Annotated in this window: 28 protein-coding genes; 18 read left to right on the forward strand and 10 right to left on the reverse strand. The window is 56.2% G+C overall.

Annotated features, from left to right (window positions below; all coding sequences use genetic code 11):
• Positions 1-459 precede the first annotated feature (459 nt).
• The 18 genes from H2515_RS11260 to pilV all read left to right on the forward strand — a co-directional run bounded on the left by H2515_RS11260 (position 460) and on the right by pilV (position 15790).
• Positions 460-630, forward strand: coding sequence for a hypothetical protein (locus tag H2515_RS11260; protein WP_198660167.1), 171 nt, complete (start codon positions 460-462; stop codon positions 628-630).
• A 7-nt stretch (positions 631-637) separates the two neighbouring features.
• The gene (locus tag H2515_RS11265) at positions 638-1273 is read left to right on the forward strand and encodes a hypothetical protein (protein ID WP_198660168.1); all 636 of its coding nucleotides are present in this window, start codon (positions 638-640) and stop codon (positions 1271-1273) included.
• Positions 1274-1373: 100 nt separating this feature from the next.
• Positions 1374-2126 carry a hypothetical protein gene (locus H2515_RS11270; RefSeq protein WP_198660169.1) on the forward strand — a complete coding sequence of 251 codons (753 nt, stop codon included), beginning with the start codon at positions 1374-1376 and terminating at the stop codon, positions 2124-2126.
• Between the two features lie 9 nt (positions 2127-2135).
• On the forward strand, positions 2136-3026 hold the full coding sequence (locus H2515_RS11275; RefSeq protein ID WP_198660170.1) for a toxin co-regulated pilus biosynthesis Q family protein: 891 nt from the start codon (positions 2136-2138) through the stop codon (positions 3024-3026).
• A gap of 23 nt (positions 3027-3049) precedes the next feature.
• Positions 3050-3484 carry a hypothetical protein gene (locus H2515_RS11280; RefSeq protein WP_198660171.1) on the forward strand — a complete coding sequence of 145 codons (435 nt, stop codon included), beginning with the start codon at positions 3050-3052 and terminating at the stop codon, positions 3482-3484.
• The gene (locus H2515_RS11285) at positions 3477-3860 is read left to right on the forward strand and encodes a hypothetical protein (RefSeq protein ID WP_198660172.1); all 384 of its coding nucleotides are present in this window, start codon (positions 3477-3479) and stop codon (positions 3858-3860) included. Before H2515_RS11280 ends, H2515_RS11285 begins: the two co-directional genes overlap by 8 nt.
• Before the next feature lie 115 nt (positions 3861-3975).
• A complete protein-coding gene (locus H2515_RS11290) occupies positions 3976-4677 on the forward strand; it encodes a lytic transglycosylase domain-containing protein (protein ID WP_198660173.1) in 702 nt (233 codons plus the stop codon).
• 125 nt (positions 4678-4802) lie between these two features.
• Positions 4803-5480: an EAL domain-containing protein gene (locus H2515_RS11295; protein ID WP_198660174.1), complete on the forward strand. Its 678-nt coding sequence runs from the start codon at positions 4803-4805 to the stop codon at positions 5478-5480.
• Positions 5480-5713, forward strand: coding sequence for a hypothetical protein (locus H2515_RS11300; protein ID WP_035195462.1), 234 nt, complete (start codon positions 5480-5482; stop codon positions 5711-5713). Before H2515_RS11295 ends, H2515_RS11300 begins: the two co-directional genes overlap by 1 nt.
• Positions 5703-7379, forward strand: coding sequence for a secretin N-terminal domain-containing protein (locus H2515_RS11305; protein ID WP_198660175.1), 1677 nt, complete (start codon positions 5703-5705; stop codon positions 7377-7379). The genes H2515_RS11300 and H2515_RS11305 overlap by 11 nt, the downstream gene beginning before the upstream one ends.
• Positions 7379-8200: a type IV pilus biogenesis protein PilP gene (gene pilP, locus H2515_RS11310; protein WP_198660176.1), complete on the forward strand. Its 822-nt coding sequence runs from the start codon at positions 7379-7381 to the stop codon at positions 8198-8200. The genes H2515_RS11305 and pilP overlap by 1 nt, the downstream gene beginning before the upstream one ends.
• On the forward strand, positions 8200-9444 hold the full coding sequence (gene pilO2 / locus H2515_RS11315) for a type 4b pilus protein PilO2 (protein ID WP_198660177.1): 1245 nt from the start codon (positions 8200-8202) through the stop codon (positions 9442-9444). The genes pilP and pilO2 overlap by 1 nt, the downstream gene beginning before the upstream one ends.
• Positions 9434-11020, forward strand: coding sequence for a GspE/PulE family protein (locus H2515_RS11320; RefSeq protein ID WP_198660178.1), 1587 nt, complete (start codon positions 9434-9436; stop codon positions 11018-11020). Before pilO2 ends, H2515_RS11320 begins: the two co-directional genes overlap by 11 nt.
• Positions 11020-12264: a type II secretion system F family protein gene (locus tag H2515_RS11325; RefSeq protein ID WP_198660179.1), complete on the forward strand. Its 1245-nt coding sequence runs from the start codon at positions 11020-11022 to the stop codon at positions 12262-12264. The genes H2515_RS11320 and H2515_RS11325 overlap by 1 nt, the downstream gene beginning before the upstream one ends.
• 69 nt (positions 12265-12333) lie before the next feature.
• Positions 12334-12828, forward strand: coding sequence for a type 4 pilus major pilin (locus tag H2515_RS11330; RefSeq protein WP_198660180.1), 495 nt, complete (start codon positions 12334-12336; stop codon positions 12826-12828).
• Positions 12829-12835: 7 nt separating this feature from the next.
• Positions 12836-13861: an ATPase, T2SS/T4P/T4SS family gene (locus H2515_RS11335; RefSeq protein WP_198660181.1), complete on the forward strand. Its 1026-nt coding sequence runs from the start codon at positions 12836-12838 to the stop codon at positions 13859-13861.
• Positions 13858-14337 carry a type IV pilus biogenesis protein PilM gene (pilM, locus tag H2515_RS11340; RefSeq protein WP_085537836.1) on the forward strand — a complete coding sequence of 160 codons (480 nt, stop codon included), beginning with the start codon at positions 13858-13860 and terminating at the stop codon, positions 14335-14337. Before H2515_RS11335 ends, pilM begins: the two co-directional genes overlap by 4 nt.
• Positions 14338-14347: 10 nt before the next feature.
• Positions 14348-15790, forward strand: a complete 1443-nt coding sequence (gene pilV / locus H2515_RS11345) for a shufflon system plasmid conjugative transfer pilus tip adhesin PilV (protein ID WP_198660182.1) — start codon at positions 14348-14350, stop codon at positions 15788-15790.
• On the opposite strand, the gene H2515_RS11350 is transcribed toward pilV, so the two are convergent.
• The 10 genes from H2515_RS11350 to H2515_RS11395 form a co-directional block, all read right to left on the reverse strand.
• On the reverse strand, positions 15791-17374 hold the full coding sequence (locus tag H2515_RS11350) for a hypothetical protein (protein WP_198660183.1): 1584 nt from the start codon (positions 17372-17374) through the stop codon (positions 15791-15793).
• 50 nt (positions 17375-17424) lie between these two features.
• Positions 17425-19056 (reverse strand): IS66 family transposase, encoded by a 1632-nt coding sequence (gene tnpC, locus H2515_RS11355; protein ID WP_198660184.1) that lies wholly within the window; start codon positions 19054-19056, stop codon positions 17425-17427.
• A gap of 49 nt (positions 19057-19105) precedes the next feature.
• Positions 19106-19453, reverse strand: a complete 348-nt coding sequence (tnpB, locus tag H2515_RS11360; RefSeq protein WP_198660185.1) for an IS66 family insertion sequence element accessory protein TnpB — start codon at positions 19451-19453, stop codon at positions 19106-19108.
• Entirely contained in the window at positions 19444-19773 is a 330-nt protein-coding gene (tnpA, locus tag H2515_RS11365) for an IS66 family insertion sequence element accessory protein TnpA (protein WP_198660186.1), read from the reverse strand. Before tnpA ends, tnpB begins: the two co-directional genes overlap by 10 nt.
• Positions 19774-19814: 41 nt before the next feature.
• The gene (locus H2515_RS11370) at positions 19815-19955 is read right to left on the reverse strand and encodes a hypothetical protein (protein ID WP_198660187.1); all 141 of its coding nucleotides are present in this window, start codon (positions 19953-19955) and stop codon (positions 19815-19817) included.
• Positions 19956-20190: 235 nt separating this feature from the next.
• Positions 20191-20547 (reverse strand): hypothetical protein, encoded by a 357-nt coding sequence (locus H2515_RS11375; protein WP_198660188.1) that lies wholly within the window; start codon positions 20545-20547, stop codon positions 20191-20193.
• A gap of 376 nt (positions 20548-20923) precedes the next feature.
• A complete protein-coding gene (locus H2515_RS11380) occupies positions 20924-21751 on the reverse strand; it encodes a hypothetical protein (protein ID WP_156103913.1) in 828 nt (275 codons plus the stop codon).
• Positions 21752-21784: 33 nt separating this feature from the next.
• On the reverse strand, positions 21785-21988 hold the full coding sequence (locus H2515_RS11385; RefSeq protein WP_269319622.1) for an IS1096 element passenger TnpR family protein: 204 nt from the start codon (positions 21986-21988) through the stop codon (positions 21785-21787).
• A 125-nt stretch (positions 21989-22113) separates the two neighbouring features.
• Positions 22114-22272: a nucleotidyl cyclase domain-containing protein gene (locus tag H2515_RS11390; RefSeq protein ID WP_156103915.1), complete on the reverse strand. Its 159-nt coding sequence runs from the start codon at positions 22270-22272 to the stop codon at positions 22114-22116.
• A gap of 3 nt (positions 22273-22275) precedes the next feature.
• Positions 22276-23352 (reverse strand): HD-GYP domain-containing protein, encoded by a 1077-nt coding sequence (locus H2515_RS11395; protein ID WP_035193796.1) that lies wholly within the window; start codon positions 23350-23352, stop codon positions 22276-22278.
• Positions 23353-23360 lie beyond the last annotated feature (8 nt).

Genomic DNA, 23360 nt, shown 5'->3' on the forward strand with positions numbered 1-23360 from the left:
TCCGTGGGTATGGTTTCACAAAGATGCATTCTTATAGGGCAGGCTTCTGAAGCCGATTTAGCTTGGTGGCCTCGCTTTGCCGATTGCAGCCATGCCCTCCTCACGCCTGACGGCCATTCCTGGGCGTCTTTCCATGGTGGAGACGCGGGCTGGCCGTAACATGCCGAGCCCTGCCTGGCCGCCTCGTGGGTCAAAATCGCCAGTTTCGGAAGACGAAAGGCAGATGTTTCGACATATTGCCCTGCGAAAAGGAACGCAAGATAAAGGGTTGTACACCCTGCTCCGTCTTCGGAAGTTGGTAGCATGTTCGTGCCGTCTTCGGAAGACGGGGTATAGCTTTAACGGTTCTTCCACAAGCCACCGGACAACAACAACCATCCACTCCGCAGGCTTCCAGAACCAATGGCGCAATTGAGGCGCTATACCACAGGACAAGACCTCGCAGAGCAAAACACGATTATGGCAGTGAACACCGAAGAAGAGCATCGAGCCTTCAAACAGTGGTGCAACATCTCAGATGATTTGCTGGTAGAAGCCGCGTATGCAGTGAACGCGGCCTCATCTGTAAGCGGTGTGACAGCTATTCAGAAGCTGGATGACGCCGCAGATGACTATTGGTGTGGAGATTAGGGAATTGATGATGCGTGACGACTTGATTGCGCAAGAGCAAGACCCTTTGGTCAATGCGGACTTTCCCGCCATCGCGCAAAGGGCGCTGGCGGGCGATCCCCACTACAGCCACCTGCTGCAGGATATGCGCGATGGCAAATACAACCATCCCGCTTCACGGAGTGACGTGCTCATGACCATGACATTCATGAAGCATTTGTTCGATGAAACGCTGGGATGGACGAGCGTAGATCTACAATATCGCGCCCGGCTTACCATACTGGGCGGCAGCGGGCTCAATGTCTTTCAAGGCACGCCGGCCGATAGGTCAATCCCGACAGGTCTGGAAGTTGTGTACCAGGCTCACCATATTGAAGCCGCGCTATGGCTCTGGCCATTGCTGCACGCTTTCGGCGACGGCAGCACAGCGCGGCGGCGCCACAAAAACAAATGGCGCGAAGGCGTGGTTTGCGTTGCGTTTGATGGGAATAGCCGGCTGCTTTGCATCCACACATCGGCAGGCATCTGGGACGTCATGCAATCCGTCTCCATCGAACAGGCGAACAAGCAAAATTGGGTGTCTGATAGCTTCTTTAACACTGGGCTACCGAAGGAGCACCCACTGATCCATGCGCTACAGCCAAGCATTCCCGAAGACCATTGATCAACAGCGAAAACAATCATCGCCGCAGTGCCCGCGCTATACCATTAGCAAGACAGCTATACCACCAATGAGAAAGAGCCGACAGGACCACATCCGAACCATGTTCATATACCAGGCCGTCCAACCTCCGGCGGCACCCGTTAGTTACCAACTGGCACCAGTCAGCACGGGTGCCGACTCGTCTTCTGAAGACGGCAGCAGATGGGGAACATGGCAGCCCGCACGGAAAGTGGCCAAGATGACCAACATGGCGGCGCACGCCTACCCTGACATACACGTGATGCAACAGCCCTCGGTACTGGGGCGACAAGTAGTCATCCAGTCTCAAGCCACTGAATCTACGATCAGAGAAATCGCGCGCGCACTGGGTTACCGCCTGCAAGTGCAGGGAAATCCATCGACCGTTTCGTTGTCGAGTATTTTGTTACCGGGAATTACGACGGCAAAAAAGGCCCTATTCGCCATCGGATCCCTGTCCACCGTGGACATTACCGTCAACGAGCCACTGCGGCTGTTGCAGGTGCGGATTCTCTCCTCTGCGACCGCAGAAACCAACCCCACTGCTGGGTTGCAACCTCATGAGCCTGCAATCGGCAGATTACCTGCCACGCTAAAGCGGAAATTGACGCTCCAGCGCGGCGATTTGCAATCCGTGCTGCGCCAGGTCGCAGCGAGTACCGGTTATCAGGTCAGCATTCACCCTTCTGCACCCATGGGCGTCATCGGCGATGGATTGCCTTGGGGGAAGTCCGTCGCGGTCGCCGTAATCCTGCACAAGCTAGGGAAGCAACCTTATCTTGACGTGCAAGTTTTAACGCAAGCCCGTCACATCATTGTCACTGTAAAACTATAGGAAACCACCATGTTGCAGATCATAACGCACGATTCTATCAACCCGCCCGCCATGGTGGCGTCAGCTTCGGCGCAACCCCGTGACCGGGTGCAGTTCCTGCCTATTTCATCATCAGCGGGGCAAATACCCGCCCTGCAAGGATTCAAGTCGGCATTCACCATCCAGCCGATTCTGGCAGAACATGGCACGGGGACTGCCGCTCCCACCTCTACCCACGGCGAGGGCACCGCTGCGCAGGCCATTCAGAAAATCCTGCCCTACGGTTGGCGCGTATATACGAAGCCGGAAACAAATGTATTTCTGGGCTCTCCCATCTTATACAACGGGCACGGTAAGTCTTGGATCGTCGCATTAAAATCCGTGATGGAGCAATCCGGATTGCATGGCGCCATCTGGTGGGGACCGCGGATTCTGACCCTGTGGCCTGCCCCCGTGTTGCCCACTTATCAACCAACGCCTCATTTGCTGGGGTACAAACAAACCCATCTGCGAGTGACGGTTGACCATCCAGGCACATCGACTATTTGGCAGGATACAGCTCATTCGCTGGGTGCAACCCCTTTGGTCCCGTCTTCCGCCAAGGCGTCACTGCCCACCAGAACACAACCCGGTGACCGAGTACAACCCGTATTGTTGGGGTTGACCCCCGTCTTCCTCCTCAACCAGGGCGACCTCATCCTCACCGATCTCCAGAAATGGGCCAAGCAATCCGGCTGGACGGTAGTCTGGCAGGTTCCTGAAGACTGGCAAGTGCCGAACACCACGACGTTCAGAGGTGATTTTCAGAAGTCGGTCAGCCAGGTGATTCAGGCGCTTTCCGCGAATGGCGCGAACGTCCATGCGGTCTTTCATACGGCGAACAATACCGTGGTGATCAGCGGCGCTGGGGGTGGGGAGTGAAGCTACAAAGTCAACGGGATTGTGTGGCTAACATGCATGTTTTGATACGCAATCGGGCATTCCAAATTATCGCGGCTCTTTTGCTGCTCGTCTTGGTTTTTGGCACGGGCGTGACTATTTTAGCCCGGCCCACCAGCGATCATGATTTTCATCGTGCGAATATCGTGATAAACGGAAAGATCGACGGACAACTGTTTGAACTGTTTTCAGCCACGAGACTTCAAAACAATTTTACCAGTGCTGTAATGCTTCATTATAAACCATATACCATAAGTATCTATCTTATTCCAGAAGGGCACCGGAAAGTAAAAGCACGTTTTAATTTTGTTAACGATAGTGGGTTAGAGATAAAGGGACTGGCTGTATTGTCCACTTTGACAAAGCATGCCGTTAATTTGTCGCTAAATGGGGCGCCAGCGCATACACAATTAACCGCACGGCTCATAACAAATGAATAACTATATGAGGTTTATAATCTGGCAGCCAATTAGCGCCATGCCACCTTGTCGTGTGGTTACTCCTTTTATCGGCCTGGAGTTTACGATATCAGAGCAAATGGTTGCGGAGCGATTCCAGAGTGGAGTTTTGTGTGCGTTCTGCTTTCTCCAAAATGCTTTTGCACTTGCAAGTTCAGTGCTTCGTGGTGGGAAACCGGTGTTAAAAGTAAACAGAAATCCGGTTTTTGCTATTGCACGGACAGTACATGAAGTGCTGTTTGCGCAATTATTATTGAGATTTAATGGGTTGTCATTATGGGAGGCACACCCGGCCAGACTTATGAATATAAATGGCAATGCAACACGGAAAACGGAATGGTATGGGTGTGCAAAATGATGACAAATGGAAAACTTTTTCATGGGAGCAACTCCTTGTTCATGTGTAGAAATAAGGGAATATCAATATACCTGAGCTGGGTGTCTCCCACCAATTCCATGCGGGAGACAGTGACATGCTCGCCTGCATGACGGAAGCCTCGACTGCTTACCATGTGCCAGTAACGGCCATTGAGCGCGTCGTAACCGCCGCAAAAGGGCAAGGCGGAATAGGACCTATGGGTATCCCTAAGCAATGGCTACCCGTCCTGGGCGTTTACGGATTCTCTGTAGCCACCCTGCGCAAGTCCCCTTGCTGGGGCGTTGCCGCCGGTGCCTGGATTCTGGCGGTGGAGACGATGTATGCGCACCCCAACAAACAGATCACCGACAGTACCGCCTATCCCACGCACATCGGCGCTATACCACAACAGGATGTGCGGTGGGCAAATGCGGCGGCGGCGGAAAATCACATTCCGGCACCATTACTGTTAGCCGTGGCCGCCCAGGAATCCGGGTTCAACGCGGATGCTGTCAGCCCCAAGGGAGCGCAAGGATTGATGCAGTTTATGCCAGGAACGTGGGCCAGATATGGAGTCCTGGCGGACGGCAGATTAGGCAGCCCTTTCAATCCGAAAGAAGCACTCTTCGCAGGTGCCGCATACCTGCGGCACCTGGCGCTGAAACTCGGAAGCTGGCCATTAGCGATCGCAGGTTACAACGCGGGAGGCCAAGCGGTGATCAACGCGGGATACCGGATTCCGCCTTTTCAGGAGACTCAGAATTATGTACCTGCGGTACTGGCGCATTACCGGCAAATTATTGGCGGGCAGCCATGAGCCACTTGATCGACCGGGTGCTTCTGCTGGCTCTGCTCATCATCACGTTTTGAGGGTTAGCACACTGCAAGGGAACCGATGAACCCCGTACAGATTCCATTCACGGACCCTACAAGGACGAATTTATGAAATATCGCCTGGAACCCATCGTGGATCTGCTTACGGGCGACGTTATCGGTCAGGAATTGCTCGCTGGCGAAACGTGTTGCCCGTCCTGGAGCGAATCGGAGTGGCAGGACTGGTATGCCTTCCTGGCGCAGAAAATCCCTCTGCTGTTACCGGATATGCACGGACTGCTGTTTCTCAATCTGCACGGGCACCAATTGTTGGACTGGCACATTTCCGGGTCCGTCCGTTCCTTGCGCGATCATGCCAGCCGTATCGTCATTGAGTGGACGGAACAGCGTTTTCGTGACGAGCAACTGGTGGACGTCCTGGCAAAACTCAATTTCCTGAAAGGACTGGGGTTTCGCCTTGCTATAGACGACATAGGGGCTGGAACCGGCGTGGATGGACTGGGCCGGGCGGGAGCCGTGAAAGCCAATTTCTGCAAGATCGACGGACCCTACTTCCAGGCGATCCGTGACAAGGGGCCGGACTATCTGCGTGGACTGTGCCAGCACCTCTCCCACGGCGGTGCCCAGGTGATCGTTGAGTGGGTTGAAACAGACGCGGACTACCGGCTGGCATTGGCCGCTGGCGCGCATCTGGGGCAGGGGTATTTCTGGACGCGTGCCGGGTGCGAACCCCATGCGAAGAAGAACCATTCCGCATCGGCGGCAGTTGAACAAGGAGAAATTTAATGTACGACAACCTGCAGGAAAACCAGGGGTTCATCGACGACGCCAAGGCGCGCGGCCTCGATACGTTGGCCTATCACGACCAGAAGAGTCAGGGATTCATGCTGGTCGCCGGGCACCCGGACAGCATCCGGCTACTCGGCGAGATTTTGGATGATTACGAAGAGCATGGCGCATTAAAGCCTGAAAGCATCAACAGCACCAAAAGCATTGGAGAAAACGAACATGCGCAATAAGTACCTCTTAAAAATCGCCATCGCCACAGCCATCTTGCCTTTTACCCTGGCGGGCTGCGCCACTTTTCATCAGGCGCACGAAAAGCAGGTACAGACGGAGCGGGCCATTACGCGTTATCAGCCGCCCAAGGCCCCGCCAGTGGTGAGCACAGTGGATACGCCGTTCCTGCTGGGCACCGTGGTTGACGTGCGCCATGCGATGCCGGCGATCCTGAAACAATCCATCACGCTGATTTATACCTACCCCATGACCCTACGGCAGATTGCCGGGAAGATCACCCAAAAGAAGGGTATTCCGGTGCATATTGAGGACTCTCAGGAGTCTTCCACATCCGCTGCGCCCGGCGGCGGCATGCTGCCGCCACTACCCAGCCAGACCGGCGGATTTCCAAACCCCCTGCAGGGTACTGGAGGCCAATCAGGGCACGCCTCCCGCGGCATTCCGCTCGACTGGCACGGATCCGTTGCCGGACTGCTGGACATGATCACCGCCAGGAACGGCGTGTGGTGGCGCTACCGGGATGGCGCGGTGCGCATCTTTCGGACCGAGACAAAAACTTTCTCCATCCCCGCCCTGGCATGGTCCACGGGATCCAGCGGGTCCATCGTGGCGAGCGCCGGAGCCAACGCCATGGGCGGCGGCATGAGTTCCGGTAGCGGCGGAGCCGGGTCCATGCCCACGGGCGGGTCCATGGGTGCTGGTGGTGCCGGTGGCCAGGGAAATGAGTCCACCGGCACCACCAGCATCATCAACACTTCGAAGATCGATGTCTGGGCGGGACTACAGAAGATCGCCCAGACCGTGGCCGGCCTCGGCGCCCAGGTGGAAGCGGATGGGTCCACGGGAACCGTCACGGTAACCGGCACCCCGCCGCAGATCCGGCACGTTCGGGAATGGGTGCATGGGCTCTCCCGACAACTGGAACGGCAGGTGGCCATCACCGTGCATGTCTACAACGTGACAGTAAACAACGAGCAGAACTACGGGATAAACCTCGCTGGCGCGTTTCAGAGTCTGGGCAAGCAGTACGGCGTCAGCCTGCAGGGGGTGGCCCCGCCGACCGCTACGGGCGGCACGCAACCCATGTCCATTGGGGCCAATATCCTGAACTCCGCCACCGGTGCCGCGGGCCAGTGGCAGGGCAGCAGCGTCGCCGTGCAGGCTCTGGCCACTCTGGGGCGTGTGAGCCAGGTGTTCAGCAAGTCGACGATCTCGCTCAACGGCCAGCCGGCGCCTATTCAGGTGGCCCAGCAGACCGGATATCTGGCGGAGAGCAGTACGACCCAGACAGCCAATGTGGGCGCGACCTCCGGGCTGATCCCGGGTACGGTCACCACTGGCTTCACGGCAATGTTCCTGCCTCGGATCACCAACGGGAAAATTCTGCTCGGCATGAACATGACGATCAGCAACCTGGTGGGCATCCAGACCATCAGCAGCGGTGGTAACAGCATACAGGTGCCAACGGTGGACAGCAGCACATTCCAGCAATCCGTGAAGCTGAAGCCCGGGCAAACGCTCTTGCTGACGGGGTACAGCCAGAAAGGCGGGTCCACGACACACAACGGCGTAGGCAGCCCCTATCTGCCGCTGCTGGGCGGCGGCGCGGACGCCAACACCAGCAAGCAAATGATCGCCATCGTCATTACCGCGAGGATTCTCTGATGCGTCCACTCCTTACCACTTCCATCCGGGATTGCACGTTTGCATTGGGGCTGGGATGCGCTTTGATTACTGTATCCGCATCAGCCATAGCGAGTCCTTTGCCGAAAGCAGCGCCTTCGGCTGGTCCAACGCGTTTACAGGTCGTAAGTCCTTCACAAGGCTCCGGCCATTCTTCAGTCGCCACCGTCGGCGAACTTGACGCGCTGTACTCCCAGATCGCCCTGCTCAAGGGACAACTGGCGGTCGCCAAGCTCAAGCATGGGATTACGGAGGCTGGCAAACCTTCTGGAGACGGGGGCACCCCTTTCCAGAGCGCAAACCAATCACTCTACGGAGGCATTCCTTCGACGTTCCCGATGGAGGCGTCTCCCTTGCAGGGTGCGTCCCCCTTGAGAGGCGCAAATTCCTTGCCGGCGGCGGAGTCCGAAAGTCTCCCGCAGGTGCTTTCCATCTCCGGTTCCGGTAGCGATCTTACCGCTCAAATCGCCATGCCCAGCGGGGGTGAAACACTGGTCCAGACTGGCGCGAAGGTCGCGGGGGGTTTCACGGTCCGCAGCATCACGGCCCACGGGGTAAACGTGTCCGGGAAGCATGGCCTGGAGAGTTTACCCTTCGCACCCAGCAGAAATGGCTTCCCGGAGTCTCAAGGGTCGGGAGACGGCACACCCCCGTCTTTCACTCCGCCCTCATTTGCCCCACCGGTTTCCTTGCCCGTGCCGGGTGCAAACCCACCCATGGGAGGGATGCCCGGAAGCGGTGCTCCCAGCATGGGTAGGGAATCGCCGCAATCGGGTGTTTCATCTATTGGAGTTGGCGAATAATGCCAGCGCGCAATTCTTCGTTAGACGAGAGTTCGATCCCCTTGCAGGGTGCAACCCCCGCCGCCCGCGTCATCACGGTCGGCAAGCGCGGATGGGTGGCGGGGATGCTCTGGCGCAGCTTTGAAGAGAAACCTTTGCGCACCGAGTTGCGGCAAGAGGGTGCGGATCTACAAACGGACTGGGCTGCCCTGCGCGTTGGAGAGGACGCCATTCAGGCAGGATTCTGTGCCGCTGTTGATGAATCAAAGCGACCGAAGCGACTATTTTCTCTGGCGGCGGCTGTGGCCGATTCCCAGCGGCAACCTTGGTTGGGTATCTACAAAATCGCAGACGGTTTGTGGTGGTACATCGCTGTTCGCGATGGTCAGGCCATCCTCCCGGACGGCGATGTCATTGGTGGAGAAGCGGAAATCTACGCCGCCCGCGAACGGCATTCCGGTTTTGGGGACTGGACCTATGTGGAAGGCAACCTGGACGATCTGTCGGCATTGGTTGAAGGCATTAAGCCGTCCCCTGTTTTCGCCCTGCATGGTGCGCCAGACTGGCTGCGGGCGGCGGCAACTTTGGCAGCTATCGTCGTAGTGGCCGGAGCTGGTGGTCTTTGGTGGCATGCACATCAATTGGCGGCGCAACGGGCTCGCGAATTGGCCATGGCGCGAATACATGCCCTGCTGGAACAGCAACAGGTCAAAAAAGCCCTGCCTTCGCCCCTGCTGACCACGCCCTTGCCGAATGCCTGGCTGGCCTCCTGTGACGGCGCCATCGAGAACGTACCGGTATCCCGGGATGGATGGACGGCAAACGGAGTCTCCTGCGTCGGCAATGCGGCATCCATTGTTTGGCGGCGGATGCCAGGGGCAACGACTGCGGTGCGGCCGCAGGGAGTACTGGATGCCGGCGGGAATAAGGTTTTTCAGAGTATCCCGCTGGCTTTGAAGCGTGCCGCCGGATGGAACAACGGCCAGCCGTTGCCTGCGGAAGAAAGCGCTCTTTTCGCCCTTCTGCAAGGCATGGGCGTGAAAGCCACCATACAGTCAGTGTTATCGCAGCCACCAGTCAGCACGCTGCCGGGTGGAAAGTTAGCTGGGAAAACAGCGCTGCCTGCCCCTCAGGCCCAGGTACATTTCACTTTGCCGGTCGCGCCATTCTCCGTGAACTGGAATGCCATTCCCGGCTTCCGGATTGCGCGCGTTGCCATGCGTGCCGATGGGTGGAATGTCGAGGGGGTGTTGTATGGCCGCTGAAATGCACGCCGCGATTGAGTTGCCGCCAGCCACCGCGATTTTGCCGCCGCTACCGGATCGTTTGCTGGACGCGGTGGCGCTGGACATGGTTTCTGGCAAGGTGCACGTGGATCGCCGTCGTTCCGGCGACCCCCTTCTGCTGACCTGGATGGATCGCTGCCGCGCCGCCGGGGTACGTCTGCAGATGGTGGTGACAGATCTGGATGAAGTGGCAGCACTACGGGCACGGGGACTTCGTATGAGCGGGGGCGGTCAGGACAACGACCTTCAGGTGCGTGCCATGGCTCTGTCGCTACTGGCCAATGCCGCCCGCTACAAGGCATCGGATATTCATATGCTGATGCGCGGCACTCATGCGGAGATCCAGGTGCGCCGCAAGGGCGATCTCAAAGTACTGGCACGGGTCAGCCAGCGGGAAGCCGAAGAAATGGCGCGGGCACTCTATCAAGGCGTGGCAACGGTCAAGGATTCGTCCTTTAATCCCCTGGAATTCCAGAATGCGCAGATCTCCGGAGAAGCCATTGCGGATATGGGATTGACGTCCGTGCGTCTGGTACGTGGCCCGGCCTTTCCCGTGGAAGCTGGTGGTGGCTTTGTCGTGATGCGTCTGCAGTACACGGATGCGCACGAGGGGCGGACGGACCTGCCCACACTGGAATCGCCGCGGCGTCCTGAAGGCGAGTTACGGCTATCCGCTATGGGATACACCCCTTTGCAGGTGGCGTTGCTGATGTTCCTGGCGGAAACCCCCAATGGCGTAATCGCTTTTACAGGACCGACCGGATCGGGCAAGACCACGAGTCTGGCGCAAATGTTGGCCCACGTGGCCAGGCAGTGGGCGGAGAAGCGGCAGGTCACCATCGAGGACCCGGTGGAATATCCGTTGCCCTGGGCGGTGCAGATGGTGATCAACAATGCCGGAACCGAAGAGGAAACCGGAGACGCCTTTGCCGAAAAACTGCGTACCGCGCTGCGCATGGATCCGGACATCATTCTGATGGGCGAGTTGCGCGGACCTGATTCGGCGGTGGCCGCCCTCAATGCCGCCCTGACCGGGCACCAGGTGTGGACCACCCTGCATGTCACCGACCCGTTTCTGTCTGTGGAGCGCCTGGAGATGATGGATCCGCAACGCCTTCATCGGCGCGTGTTCTGTGATCACAAGATCGTGCGCGGGCTGATCGCGCAACGGATCGTGCCTCAACTCTGTCCGCATTGTTCTGTTCCCTTGTCAGAACATCTCGAAGAGATCCCGGATCGTTTGTTGTCCGCCTTAAAAACCTACGGCGATATCAGCGCTGTTCGGTTGAAGGGGCCGGGATGCGCGCGCTGCGGCGGCGATGGAATCGCCGGTCGCATGGCCGTGGCCGAGGTCGTGGTCACGGATGCCCGGCTGATGCGGGATTTCATTGAGCACGGCACGGACGTCGCGCGCCGTAATCACCGCCAACGGGAGGATACGGATTTATCCCTCATGGAGAACGCGGTCATGCGGGTGCTGGAGGGGTCGGTAGATCCCCGCCATGTCGGACAGTATGTGGACGTGGTGGTTCCCAAGGGCGAGGAGGATCGCTGATGCGTATTCTGGATGCGGTTTTGGACCTTATCCCCTCCACCAAAGATTTGGAGACATTCGTGGCTTGGCTGCCGTGGAAACCGGGTGGTCCAACGGGCTTGCACCCTGCAAGGGGGTTGCACCCTGCAAGGGGTACGAAAAAAGCCGTTGGTAACCCCAAAGCGAAAGGTTTTCGCGCCTTCATGGATCGTCTGGCCTTCGGCTGGAAGATCCGCTCCGCCCTGTACCGGCACCTGTCCACACAGTTTGCCAATGATATTGCCGCCATCCCGGCGCTGGAAATGTTCCAGGCACGATTGCAGCGCCGGCGTAAAAAGGATTCCGCCAAGGTCATCGGCGATATGGTGCGCCGTATGAAAAACGGCAAGACCCTGTCTGAGGCGATGGGTGCCTGGATCCCGCAGGACGAGACCATGATCATCACCAGCGGTGAGTTGTCCGGCGCACCCGCGCAGTCCTTCGATCTCATTCTGGAAGCCAAGGAGCGCGTGGCCAAGGTCAAGCGGGCGCTGACTTCGAACCTGGTCAGGCCAGCTATTTATCTGGTTGCCCTGATCGGCATGTTATGGGGGCTTGGCGCATTCGTGATTCCCGGTTTGCAGCAGGCGCTTCCCGCGAGCCATGCGCATGGGCTTATCGGAGCGTTGTACGTTGCCAGCAGTTTCGCCACGAACTGGTGGGCCATTCTTCCCGTGGTAGCGGTACTGATTCTGGTCGTTCTGGTGATCTGGTCATTACCCCGCTGGACGGGCGGTTGGCGCGTGCGCGCAGAGCATTATTTCCCATGGTCCTTTTATCGAGACATTCAGGGCTATACCTGGCTGCTGGGCTTCTCCGCGTTATTGCAGGCGGGCATGGGCGATGTCGAGATACTGAAACGTCAGGCGAAGCAGGCCAGTCCATGGCTCAAGGAGCGACTGGTATCGGTACGGCGGCAGATGGAGAACGGTGCAAGCCTGCCGGAAGCCCTGTACGGCGTGAAGTTCGGCGGGCAACCGGCGGGTTTCCCCAACCCCGACATGATAGACGACATTGCCTCCATGTCGGGATTCAAGGATTTCGCTGTGCGTATTTCCAGGGTGGCGGTGCAGTGGGCCGACGAATTGGAGTGGCAGACCACGGTGAAAGCAAAAACCTTCGGGTTTCTGGTGGAAATGGCCATGTATGGGGCAATGGGTTTTCTGATGGTGGCTATCAACAGTCTTTCGACACAGATGGGTTCCGTTCCGGGCCTCGCTGGTTGAGCGGGGCTGCGTTTTACAAAAGTGATGTGATTTTCAATAGATTCCCGAAAGGGCGAGAGGAGAAGTGCGATGAGTGAAATACTGGGTACCCTGTTTAAATATCTGATGATGGCACTGGGCGTTGCCGCCGTGGTGTACATCCTCTATGAAACGTTCGCCGACAACAAAACCTCCAATGACGTCAGCGACGTCACCACGATCGCTTCTCAGATCACAGGCGACTATTCCGGCACAAGCGACTATTCCTCGCTGGGTTCCATAACGCCGCAAACGCTGGTAACCGATAAACTGGTGCCTTCTTCCATGTGGAACGGGAGCAGCCTGGTCAATCCCTGGGGCGGCAGCGTGTCCGTTACCGCAGACAGCAATCCGGCGTGGTTCGATATCTCGCAGACCGGTCTTTCCTCCGGTGGCTGCTCGGGTGTGGCGAAGGCCGTGACCAGCTATGAGACGTTGTCCATCAACGGATCACAGGTTGGCACGTCCATCGCTCCGGCGACGCCTGCGGCCATAGACAATGCCTGTGCGGCATCGAGCAGCAACACCCTGACCTTTGCGTTCTAGTTGAATCGTGTCTCTGGTAGAGGTGGTTTTCTCGGATCTCTTCGTAACCGACGATCCGGCGTCGTGCTGGTACAAGGTGACGCCGGATTCTCTGGAGGCGCATGGCTTGCCACAGTCGTGCCATGAGGAATTGGCGCGCCTGCGGGCGCTGCTGATAGGTCGCTCTGACCGGGATAAAGGAGGTTCACCTGATTTCAAGGTGGACTGGCAAGAAACGCGCTTACGTGTGGAGCGCATGGACACCTCGGAAGGGGCCATCTATGTGTGCCGGCGTTACGGCGTTACGCCCAGGCACCTGGCGGATCTCGGTTTCCCGCCGATGATCGCGCAGCGTCTTTTGGCCACCGATGACAAGACGGGATTCAGGGAAGGGCTGGTGGCCTTTTTAGGTCGGACGGGCAGCGGCAAGAGCACGGCGGCCGCCGCCTATATCATCGAGCGCCTGGAGCAGTCTGGCGGGGTGTGCTGGACGGCGGAGAATCCTATCGAGCTGGCCTTGCAGGGGCGCCATGGCAAGGGGGTCTGCTACCAGTTGGAAGTCGCGGACGATTACGGCTTTGGCGAAGCGATCCGGCACATACTGCGGGCGTCTCCCAATCTGATACTGATCGGGGAAATCCGTGACAAGACGGCGGCGCAAGAGGCGATTCATGCCGCCCTGACCGGGCACCTGGTGGTGACGACCTTGCATGCCAATGATCTGCTTACGGGTCTGGCGCGATTGGCGCGGCTCGCCGGGGATTCCGTTTTACTGGCGGATGCGTTGCGTGCCGCCATGCACTTGCGATTGAGCAACAACATCAACGGAAATGGTTTGCCGGGCCAGATTGACACCCGGCATGGGGTTAACACCCTGCAAGGGATTCCCGGCAGAAATGCCCCTCCCCAGCGGGTACTGACGGTGGAGCCCTTGCTGATTACCGGGGAGAACGTGGACGGGTTGCGATCCACATTGCGAGGTGGGGAGTTCCACTTGCTCAAAAGTGAAGTGGATCGTCAGCGGCGACTGTTTATGGGGGGTGGATTGCCATGATCTTCTGGATATTGCCGATGTTGCTGGCCGTTTTTATGGTGAGCGCGCAGGGACTGGCCCGCAACCAGGCGGATGCGGTTTTACCACCGGTGGCACAGGTTTCCGCCGCCGCCGTGGGGCAGGATTTTGTGGCCTACCGCAACGCCGTGGGCGTCTATGCGAGCGCCAATCCGGCCTTTACCGGCAGCGTGCCCGCCAGCAGCCTCGCGCTGCCGGGCGGAATGCCGTTGCTGCAAGGAGCCGACAATCAGATAACGGCTACGGCCTCGGGACAGGGGCGAATCATCACATGCTGGGCGACGCTACCAGCTTCCGCCGTGTTTCAGACGATCAAGAATATGAATGGAGACGCCTCCATGGGTTTGGTGAGCGGAACGCAATGGAGTTCTCCGGTGTATGGCCCTATGGGAAACCTGCCATCAGGTGTCCAGGTGCCCAACGGGGATGCGGTTTCGATTGTGCAGATAGGGAATTGAGGAGCGGATCATGAGCGCAATTTTGGGGGTGTTGTTTGCATCACTGGTCGGGCTGTTGATGATCCCGACCTATATGCGTTTTGAAACCATGGCCATCGATAACGCCAAGGCGGCCACCACGGCGCAGCAGATGCAGCAGGTATCGCGGGCGGCGCAGGCATACATCCAGGCCAATTATTCGGCAGTTGAGGCGAACAGCACAGCCAGTAGTCCGGCCACGATCACGGTATCGATGCTGCAGAATACCGGCTATTTGCCGAACGCTTTCAGCGCCGCGAATCCCTTTGGTCAGATGTGGCAAGTGCAAGTGCTTCAACCCACGCCAGGCCAGTTGCAGGCGTTGGTGCTCACCCAGGGCGGGACGCAAATCGGACAGGTGCAAGCTCCGATGATCGCCGCACAGGCGGGGGCCCAGGGCGGGTTTGTCCCCTACAACGGCCAATACGGTACCCTGAATGATATGGTGGCCCACGGTGCCTATTCCGGCTGGCAGGTTTCCATGTCGGGATACACCAACCCCGGGCCTGGGCATTTGGCGGCACTACTGGCATTCAATAACGGCAATTTGGAAAACAACTACCTCTACCGCGTCGCAGTCCCCGGCCAGCCGCAGTTGAACACCATGCAGACCAATCTGAATATGGGGGCGAACAGCGTCAACAATGCGAACGAAGTCAATGCTCAGTCCGAAACTCTGGCCGGAGGGCAGCCCAATGGCCAGCCGGGCGCGTTGCAAATAGGCAGCAATTACTACTATGGGGATTCGAGTAATGCCGCTGTGCGCACTCCTGGGAGCTTCTATATCCAGAACCAGAATGGTAGCGGGCCAGCACAGATAGCAGAGGTGAGCAACGTCTGGGGCAGCGGGGAACTGCAAGGTGGCTACGTCAATAGTACAGGTGATGTGAATGCGCAATATAATTCGACGGCAAATAATGCGTTTGCGATGGATAACGGCTCTTGGTGGGCCAACAATGCCGGTGACAGTTCGCAATCCGGAAACCTTTGGGCGTCGGGGAATATCAACACCCCCGGGTTTTATGCGAACAATAACGGCTACGCTGGCACTTCGGATACCCTCACGGTTGGCAGTCGGGTTATTCTGGGCACGGCCTTCGGGAGTGCCAATATCGGCTGGGGATGCTCGCCGAACGGAGAGATTGCCGCGAACGCCAATGGGAGTGGGCAGGTGCTGGCCTGCCAGGGTGGGTCTTGGCAGGCGATGGGGGGTGGATATACATATGAAGGATCATGGCAGATCCCTTACGGTACGGCTACATCTGAAAATATCGGAAACTATGATATATGCGCCATGACTCAGTATGGCACTTCAGGCAATGATAATTCAGGGGTATATCCTTCTTCTGGCCCTTATGCTAATGGGACTTATTCATGGGTTTTATATGCGCAAGGTGCTGATATGATTACTGCGTCATGCTGGGATATTGGCTAATTATTTTGCAAGCCCATGGATCATTAGCCATGAGTAAGCATTTTGTGCCCATCCTGAGCTGATATCAAGAGTTCTGCCAACCTTGGAAATGGATTTTCTGTTGTTTTTATTGTTCTTTATATTCCATCGGATCATTCCATTTTTCATGGTTAGTGCAAGCTGTTGACTGAGATCGTGATCATATAGATAAACAGTGTCATTCTCGAAATGTAGCACTTGTTTCGGGCGTCCGAAGGTTTTCATGGCAGCTTCTTTGTAGCCAGCTTCGGACGCGTTAAAGATGAAAAAAGTTGGCCTGAATTCGTGGGTCGGCTTGTTCCAGATGGTTGACTGTGCCGCGTCACGGGGCCACAGGACACCCATGTTAGGACCCAAAGCATGAAGGACAACAGTATTTCTCGTGAAAATATCTAAAGACCAGGCATTTTCCGTATTCCAATACTCGGTATAACCGTTATGTAAATGATGATCGGCAAGGAATACCGCTACTGTTCTCGTGTTTCCCCAGTTGGCTGAATAACGCCAACCTGTTTCAGCTATATTGGCAGCACCCAGAAAAAGATATCCGCCGATGGCCATCGCAACAAATATTTGTGCTATGATTTTTTGTGAATTCCACAATGTCGCCGCAGTTATCATGATCCATAAGATGCCAATATAGAACACATTAACGATAAAACGACTTGACCCAATCCCGTCTGCGTAGGCTGTAAAAATGAAGGCGGATGCTATAACTATGGATGACAACACCGAAAAGACTAGCAGGATTTTCGCTTCTTTATTTTTTAAATAGGCAGTGCTGGTCCCAAGTGCTATAACAACAGTCATTGATATCACGTAAACAACCAGAATGGCCTGCAAAACATGGTTACTCGGGGCGGGATAAGCTTGGAAATATAATGCAATACTTTCCGCTAGTAGTCCGACATGGTTTATCATTTGTGGGAAAGTTGCAAAGGAAAGACCATCAGACGGTAACATTCCAGCAAGTTCACCAAAAAAGTACAATAATTTGCCTATGATATAACTGTAGGCGATACCTTTGAGCATTCGCTTTCGCGATGGTTTATCTATTTCAAATAGTCGTCTGGAGAACCAGGCCAGAATGAATGCTGGAACAGTGAATGCTGCCGCAAACCATGGGTCTGAGACTGTACCAACGATAATGCAGAACGATACGATCGGGATCGACCAACTTGGACGGTGGGTAAAGTAACGAATCAGACCAATGACACCGAGTAACCCAAATGCCCACACACTGTTATGGGTGACGGGATAGGCTAGGATGGCAGGCTGGCCGATGGCCATCGGGCTGGCTAATAAAGCGAACAGCCATGCCAGCCATGCCCACGCCCATGATTTGGTGGCCACTTTAACTAACAAGCCCGTTAGAGCAGCGTTTACCACAAATATGAGCCATCCTTGGATGACGACGCTCGCCCCGGAAACGCCCGTAATGGCATAAAAAATTTCCGCGAATGGCAGAAGGCTCAACACCTGATTGTCCTGGGTATAGCCCCAAGTTAATGGGAACCTCAATCCGTACTGGGTGATGCCGTTGTAAATCTGTGCCATCTCCGCCATGTCTGGATTCGTAAGCGTCTAAGCAACCCACCCTTGCGGGTTGGCGCCGATCAGGCTAATGCAGTTTTTTTCCAGTTCCAGGGTAAAAGTTCGTGGAGCCGTTTGTTGGGCCAGGTGGGTAATTTTTCGAGTACGTCGCAGAGGTACGCGAAGGGCTCGACGCCGTTAAGCTTGCAGGTTTCGATGATGCTGTAGAAGGACGCCGCCCGTTCCCCACCGGCATCATTTCCAACAAATAAAAAATTCTTGCGACCAATCGCAACGCCCCGCAGCGCCCGCTCAACCGGATTATTGTCGATGCTGAGCCGACCTTCTTCGAGATAGAGGGTGAGCGCCTTCCAACGCTTCAGAGCGTAGCCGATGGCTTTGGCGATACCACTTTTAGGGGCCACCTGCATCTGGGTTTCGCTGAGCCAGGCCCGGAAGGATTCCAGCAGCGGGCCTGCCCGTTGTTGGCGCGCTTCGGCTTTTTGATCCGGCGGGGATTCTTTGATGTCCGCCTCGATGCCATAAAGTTTGGCAATCCAGGCCAGTGCCTTCTGCGCCACCGGACTCGGACCACGCTGCTCCACGTCATAGAAGTGTCGCCGCACATGGGCCCAGCATCCGGCTTCGATGATCTGCTTTTTGCGGTAGAGGGCATCATAGCCCCCATAGTCATCGGTCTGGAGAATGCCTTTCCAGTCGCCCAGGAAGTGTTGCGCGTGGATGCCCTTACGGTCCGGGGCATAATCAAAGACCACGATGGGATGCGGGGCATCCTCCTGACTGCGATACACCCAGAGATAGGCCTTGTCCGTCTTGCCGCTGCCGGGGTTGAGCACCGGTAAGGGGGTTTCATCGGCGTGCAAGATAGCCCCTTCCAGCAAAGCCATTTTGCAGGCCTCAGCGAGCAGGCTGATCCAGTATTCTCCCTGGCCCAGCCAGCTGCAAAGGGTGGCGCGGGAGATTGGTACGCCCGCCCGCAGGTACTGGGTTTCCTGCCGATATAAAGGCAGATGATCCACATGTTTCGCCGTCATCACGTGGGCGATCATGCGCGCCGTGGGTAAGCCCTTGTCGATCACCTGTGCCGGTAATGCCGGACTTTCGATGGTACCGCAGGGGCGGCAGACCAGTTTGGGGCGGATATGCCGAATGACCTGGAAATGACCGGGGATGTAATCGAGTTTCTCGCTGATTTCTTCCCCGACGGTTTCCAAGAGGCCGCCGCACTGCCCGCAGGTGCAGGTCAGAGGATCGTGATGCACTTCCACTCGGGGCAAGGTGTCGGGCAGCTGCATGCGGCCAGGGTGGCGGCGAGGAGGACGTGCAGGTGCTACTGGTGCTTCGGTTCCTGGACGGGAAGCCGTCACCGCCGCACTGTCTTCCAGAACGCTTTCGAGGATGCTTTCCATCGCAGCGATTTCGGTATCCAACGCTTCTTCCCAGAGACTGATCTGGTCAGGAGAGAGTTTTTCCGAACGGCGACCGAATCGCCAGCGCTGCAGCTTGGCGATGGTGCTTTCCAGGCGGGCGATGGTTTCATCGCGCAGGGCGATAGCCAGTTCCTGTTGGGCGATATACCGGGCGCGTTCTGCCCATTCCGCTTCCTTTTCCTGTTGCGTCTGCAGCAGGCTCAGCACCAGAGCGCGCAGCGCTTCTGGCTCTGTAGGAATGGGGGTGGAAGTCCTTGGATTCATGGAAGAATAGTACCAGAAATGGGGTCTTTATACAAGCAATTCCAGTCACTTACAGCAGTGTAGGCGTGCATTTTTCAAGGGTCGGCAACGGGGTCCACGGCCGCCCCTCCACCAGCATCGCCCACTGCGCGGCCGACAGCTCTACGGCACCCGTATCGGCTTTGGGCCAATGCAGTCGCCCCTGATCCAGGCGGCGGTACAAGAGCCAAAAGCCCAGACCATCCCAGAGCAATAGTTTCAGTCGATCGCCGCGGCGGTTGCGAAAAACAAAAGCATGACCGCAAAAAGGATCTGCAGCCAGCATCCCTTGAACCTTGGCCGCCAGACCATCAAAGCCCAGCCGCATATCCACGGGTGCTGCCGCCAGCCAGATGCGGCTGCCCGGACTCAACCACATGGGCTTTCGAGGACGCGCACCAAGGTTTGCAACCAGCCGGTATCCATCGGCCCCGTCAGTTTCAGACTGCGGCCCGACAACAGCATAATCTCTACCGGCGAAACAGACGGCCGGACCGGCGCCAGAGTGACCGGCAAAAACCCCTTGGTCCCATGGACTATTGGCCGCGGTTCTACAGCATCGGCAAATCGCTTGCGCCAGTAATGCAGGGTGGCTACGGCGATCCCTTCCTGCGCACAGTAATTCTTAACTGAAAGACCGCTCGCCAGAAACCCGTCTACCTGCCGCCGCCAATAAGCGGCCTTCTCATCCTTCGTCATAGCCATCCCTCCTCGCTGAACGCGGATCAGGATCGGTCAGGTCAGGAAGTTTGGGAAGGTGGGTTGCCTAAACGCTTACCTGGATTCAACGGAAGCGTCTGAAACGCCGTTCCCAAGCTGCTGATGAGTGCCGCAACAGAAAGCACCGCAAACAATCCCCACAACGCCCAGCGTTTAGCCATGCCTTCCTCTAAGTTTGACCAGATTTTTTGTTTTCAGGCAGACTGAACACTAATCATCTTGGTTGTCGTAACCATATGCCCGTGGGGGTTGCTCCTGTCGGGATGCTCCCGGCAAGGGCAGCCAGCCTGGCCCTGCAAGGGGTTTTTAGTCGAAGATGGGAGAGGTGCAAGGTTCCGACGCTCTCACCATGCTCGTCTGCGGCTCATATGGAAGATCACACACTTCTTCCAGCGATCATCGACTTTTCACCTCTTTCGCCAGCGCGTGCTGAAAAAGTAAGGAGAGTTTCATTCTCCCGTAGTAGTCGAAGTGGATGGAGACCCGTGTGGCAGTGGGGGCGACGGCATCCAGTGTGACTGTCACCATATCCTGGTTCACGGTCATGCCCTGGATGACCACATGGCCTGAGCTGCGGCTAATCACCGCATCGTAGTCCATCCCGATCCGCTGCAGAGCCACCTTGGCGGCAGCGGTGGTCGTTTCTAACGGAACGGGGTATACGGAAAAGTAGTCCCCAGCCTTGTCGTGGTAGATTCCGCGGTTGTCTGTGCTTGCAGTGTCTTGTGGTTTGCCAATGCCAGCAGTCTGCATTGGGCTAAACCAAGAAGCACAGCCCCCAAGGAGGGAGCAACAGAAAACGACAAGGGGTAAACGACTCCTGGTCAGTGTTATCATCAACCCGGCAGTCTTCTTAGTCACAGCTAGCACGGGATCTACCTGCACCAATCCCCGCCATTGCGAGGCGGTCACGGGTTGCACCTGTCGGAATGCTCCCGGCAAGGGCAGCCAGTAGGGCCTGCAAGGGACAGCATCAATGACACGCCATGGTGGTTTGGGCTTTGCTGGTTATGCTTACCCGCTACGCTAGCGCAAGCGCTTTGACTGCAAGTCAATTTTCTGGTGATCATGGCAACTATCCCTGCGGGTTTTGAGGCGACTTATGGTTCAGCAAGAGTTGAGTCAATCCTTAGAATGCGTATGCCAAACCAAGATTCATGCCAAGCAAGTTGGTGGCGCTAGATGGTTCAAAAAATCCACCATTCAGTAACCCGCCGGTATAATTGAAGTGCGTATAGTTTACGCCGCCATAAATATGGAAGGGTCCACTTATGCGATAATCTGCATTGAAGCCGACTTTTTCTTCCCCGCTGACATCAAAACCTGCCACACCAAGATCACGAAATTGAGCTATATGAGGCGTCATTGATCCTCCCAATATAGCCAACCATTCAGCGCCGACTCCAAAAACCATTCGTCTGTTTAATGCATACTGTAATTTAGCGCCAATACCGGCCAACTCCGCGCTATAATCTTCTACTTCGCTGGAACTAAGCTTTCGATTCCAACCTTGATAACCACCAGCGATGTATGGAGTCAACATAATATTTCGGGACAGCGAAAAAGCTTTTCCGATACGGGCAACAACTCTATTTGTGGTTTCTCCCGTAGTACTGTCGAGAACTCCTGGTGTTCCAATATAGCCACCCTTGTAGGCGATATTTCCTGAGCTAAATTGGTAATTCACAGAAAAATACAAATTCTCTACTGCCGGAAAGTAGTCTCCCATCAAGCTATATTTAGCGGAGAACCCTGGCATCCAGCCTGTTTCTGAGTCAGAGGGAGAAGTTGGTAAGTTTTCAAGGTAATTCATTAGGGTACCAGTAGCAGCAACACCAGCTTCGTTATTGGCGACAACTATAGAGTTGTTGCCATGGTAGTTAGTAGCTAAAGCTGACGTAGAAGAAAGCGCGGCGCATACGGTTACGGTAAGCCAGAGGCTTTTGCGGAATGACATAAATACTCCTTATTAAATAGGTGACTGCTTTCATTATCCCCACCGATTCCATACCACCCTCAGCAGCGCGGCATTGGCTGCATGCCGGTCGAACGGGCCGGGGTCGAAGTCTTCTCCTGCCCACTGCAGGAAGGATTGAACATCTTCGCTTTTCGGGTCTTCACGCAATAAATCAAGAAAGTCCCGATAACCCGGTGCTCCGCCACTGTCCTCCGGCGGGCAGACGCCGAAGGCGATGCCGTAAGGCTCAGTGACGAGCTTTACTCCTCCACCGAATGATTGCGCGCTTCATACGTTGCAAGCCAAAGGGCAGCAGCAAGCGGCTATTCCGTGACGATTCAGCCCTTTCCATTGATTTTGACCTAGTACATACGGTTGTCAGCCAGTTTGACCAAGTCGCTCCAGTTTTTGCCACTTTCGGCTTGTTCGGCAATGCCCGCGCGCATCCCTATGGGTTGACTGTCCGGCTTTTCTGCACGTGACCATCGGTTTTTCACGCGGTATGCATTGACCGCACTCACGGGTTACACATTAGAAATGTCACAATCAGTTAATGCGGCGTAACACTCTGCAAAAATGGAGGCTGCGCGAGGAAACACCGCCAAAATATCAGGATCGAAATGCTCCGGCTTAACTCGTCCATCTCCTTTTAAGATAATGTCCACCGCTCTTTCATGATCCAGCGGTTCCTTATAAGGACGCCGACTTCGTAAGGCATCATAAATGTCCGCCAATACCATCATCCTCGCTGGTAGCGGGATCTCGTCGCCTTTTCTGCCGAAAGGATAGCCACTTCCGTCCCATCGCTCGTGATGGCCCAGAGCGATTTCCCATCCCATCTGTAATTCTGGTGAGACGTTGTGTTGACCAATAATATTGGCGCCGAGTGTGGTGTGCGTACGCATAATGACCCATTCAGCAGCATCCAAAGGACCGGGTTTCAGCAGAATATGATCGGGAATCCCGATCTTTCCTACATCGTGCATAGGGCTCGCCACAAAAATGAGGTCCACAAAATCTTTCCCCATGCCCAGTTGTTGTGCCAATTCCTTACAGTAATAGGCGATGCGCTGAATATGGGCGCCGGTTTCTTCGTCCTTTTTCTCAGCAGCGCGAAGAAGAACATGGATCGTCTGCAAATAGCTATCGTGCAGCTGGGTCGTGCGCTGCCGGACGGTGATTTCTAAAGTTTCATTATTCCGCTGGATGCGATCGCTATATTCCTTGAGCCGTAGAATATTGCGTATCCGCACGCGTAACTCCGCTCGATCTATCGGCTTACCGAGGAAATCATCCACGCCTGCCTCCAAGGCGCGCAAACGCGTTTCGCGGTCATCGAGGGCCGTGACGACGATGATGGGTAAGTTAGCATAGCGGGAGTCCGCCTTGAGCCGCGCAGCCAGTTCGAACCCACTGATCTGAGGCATCATACCGTCGGTGAGTATCAAATCCGGTCGGCGATCCTGAAGCTGCTCTAACGCCTCCTGAGCGCTGGATGCCGCCAGCGTCTCATAACCATCATTCTGCAATAAAGCCGTGAGCAGACGACGGCTACTCCCTTCATCATCCACTACCAAGATCGTTGAACGCTGTTCAGGCATCGGCTTCC

Origin of the sequence: Acidithiobacillus ferrivorans (genome assembly GCF_016250455.1) — a bacterium.
GTDB classification, from domain to species: domain Bacteria; phylum Pseudomonadota; class Gammaproteobacteria; order Acidithiobacillales; family Acidithiobacillaceae; genus Acidithiobacillus; species Acidithiobacillus ferrivorans.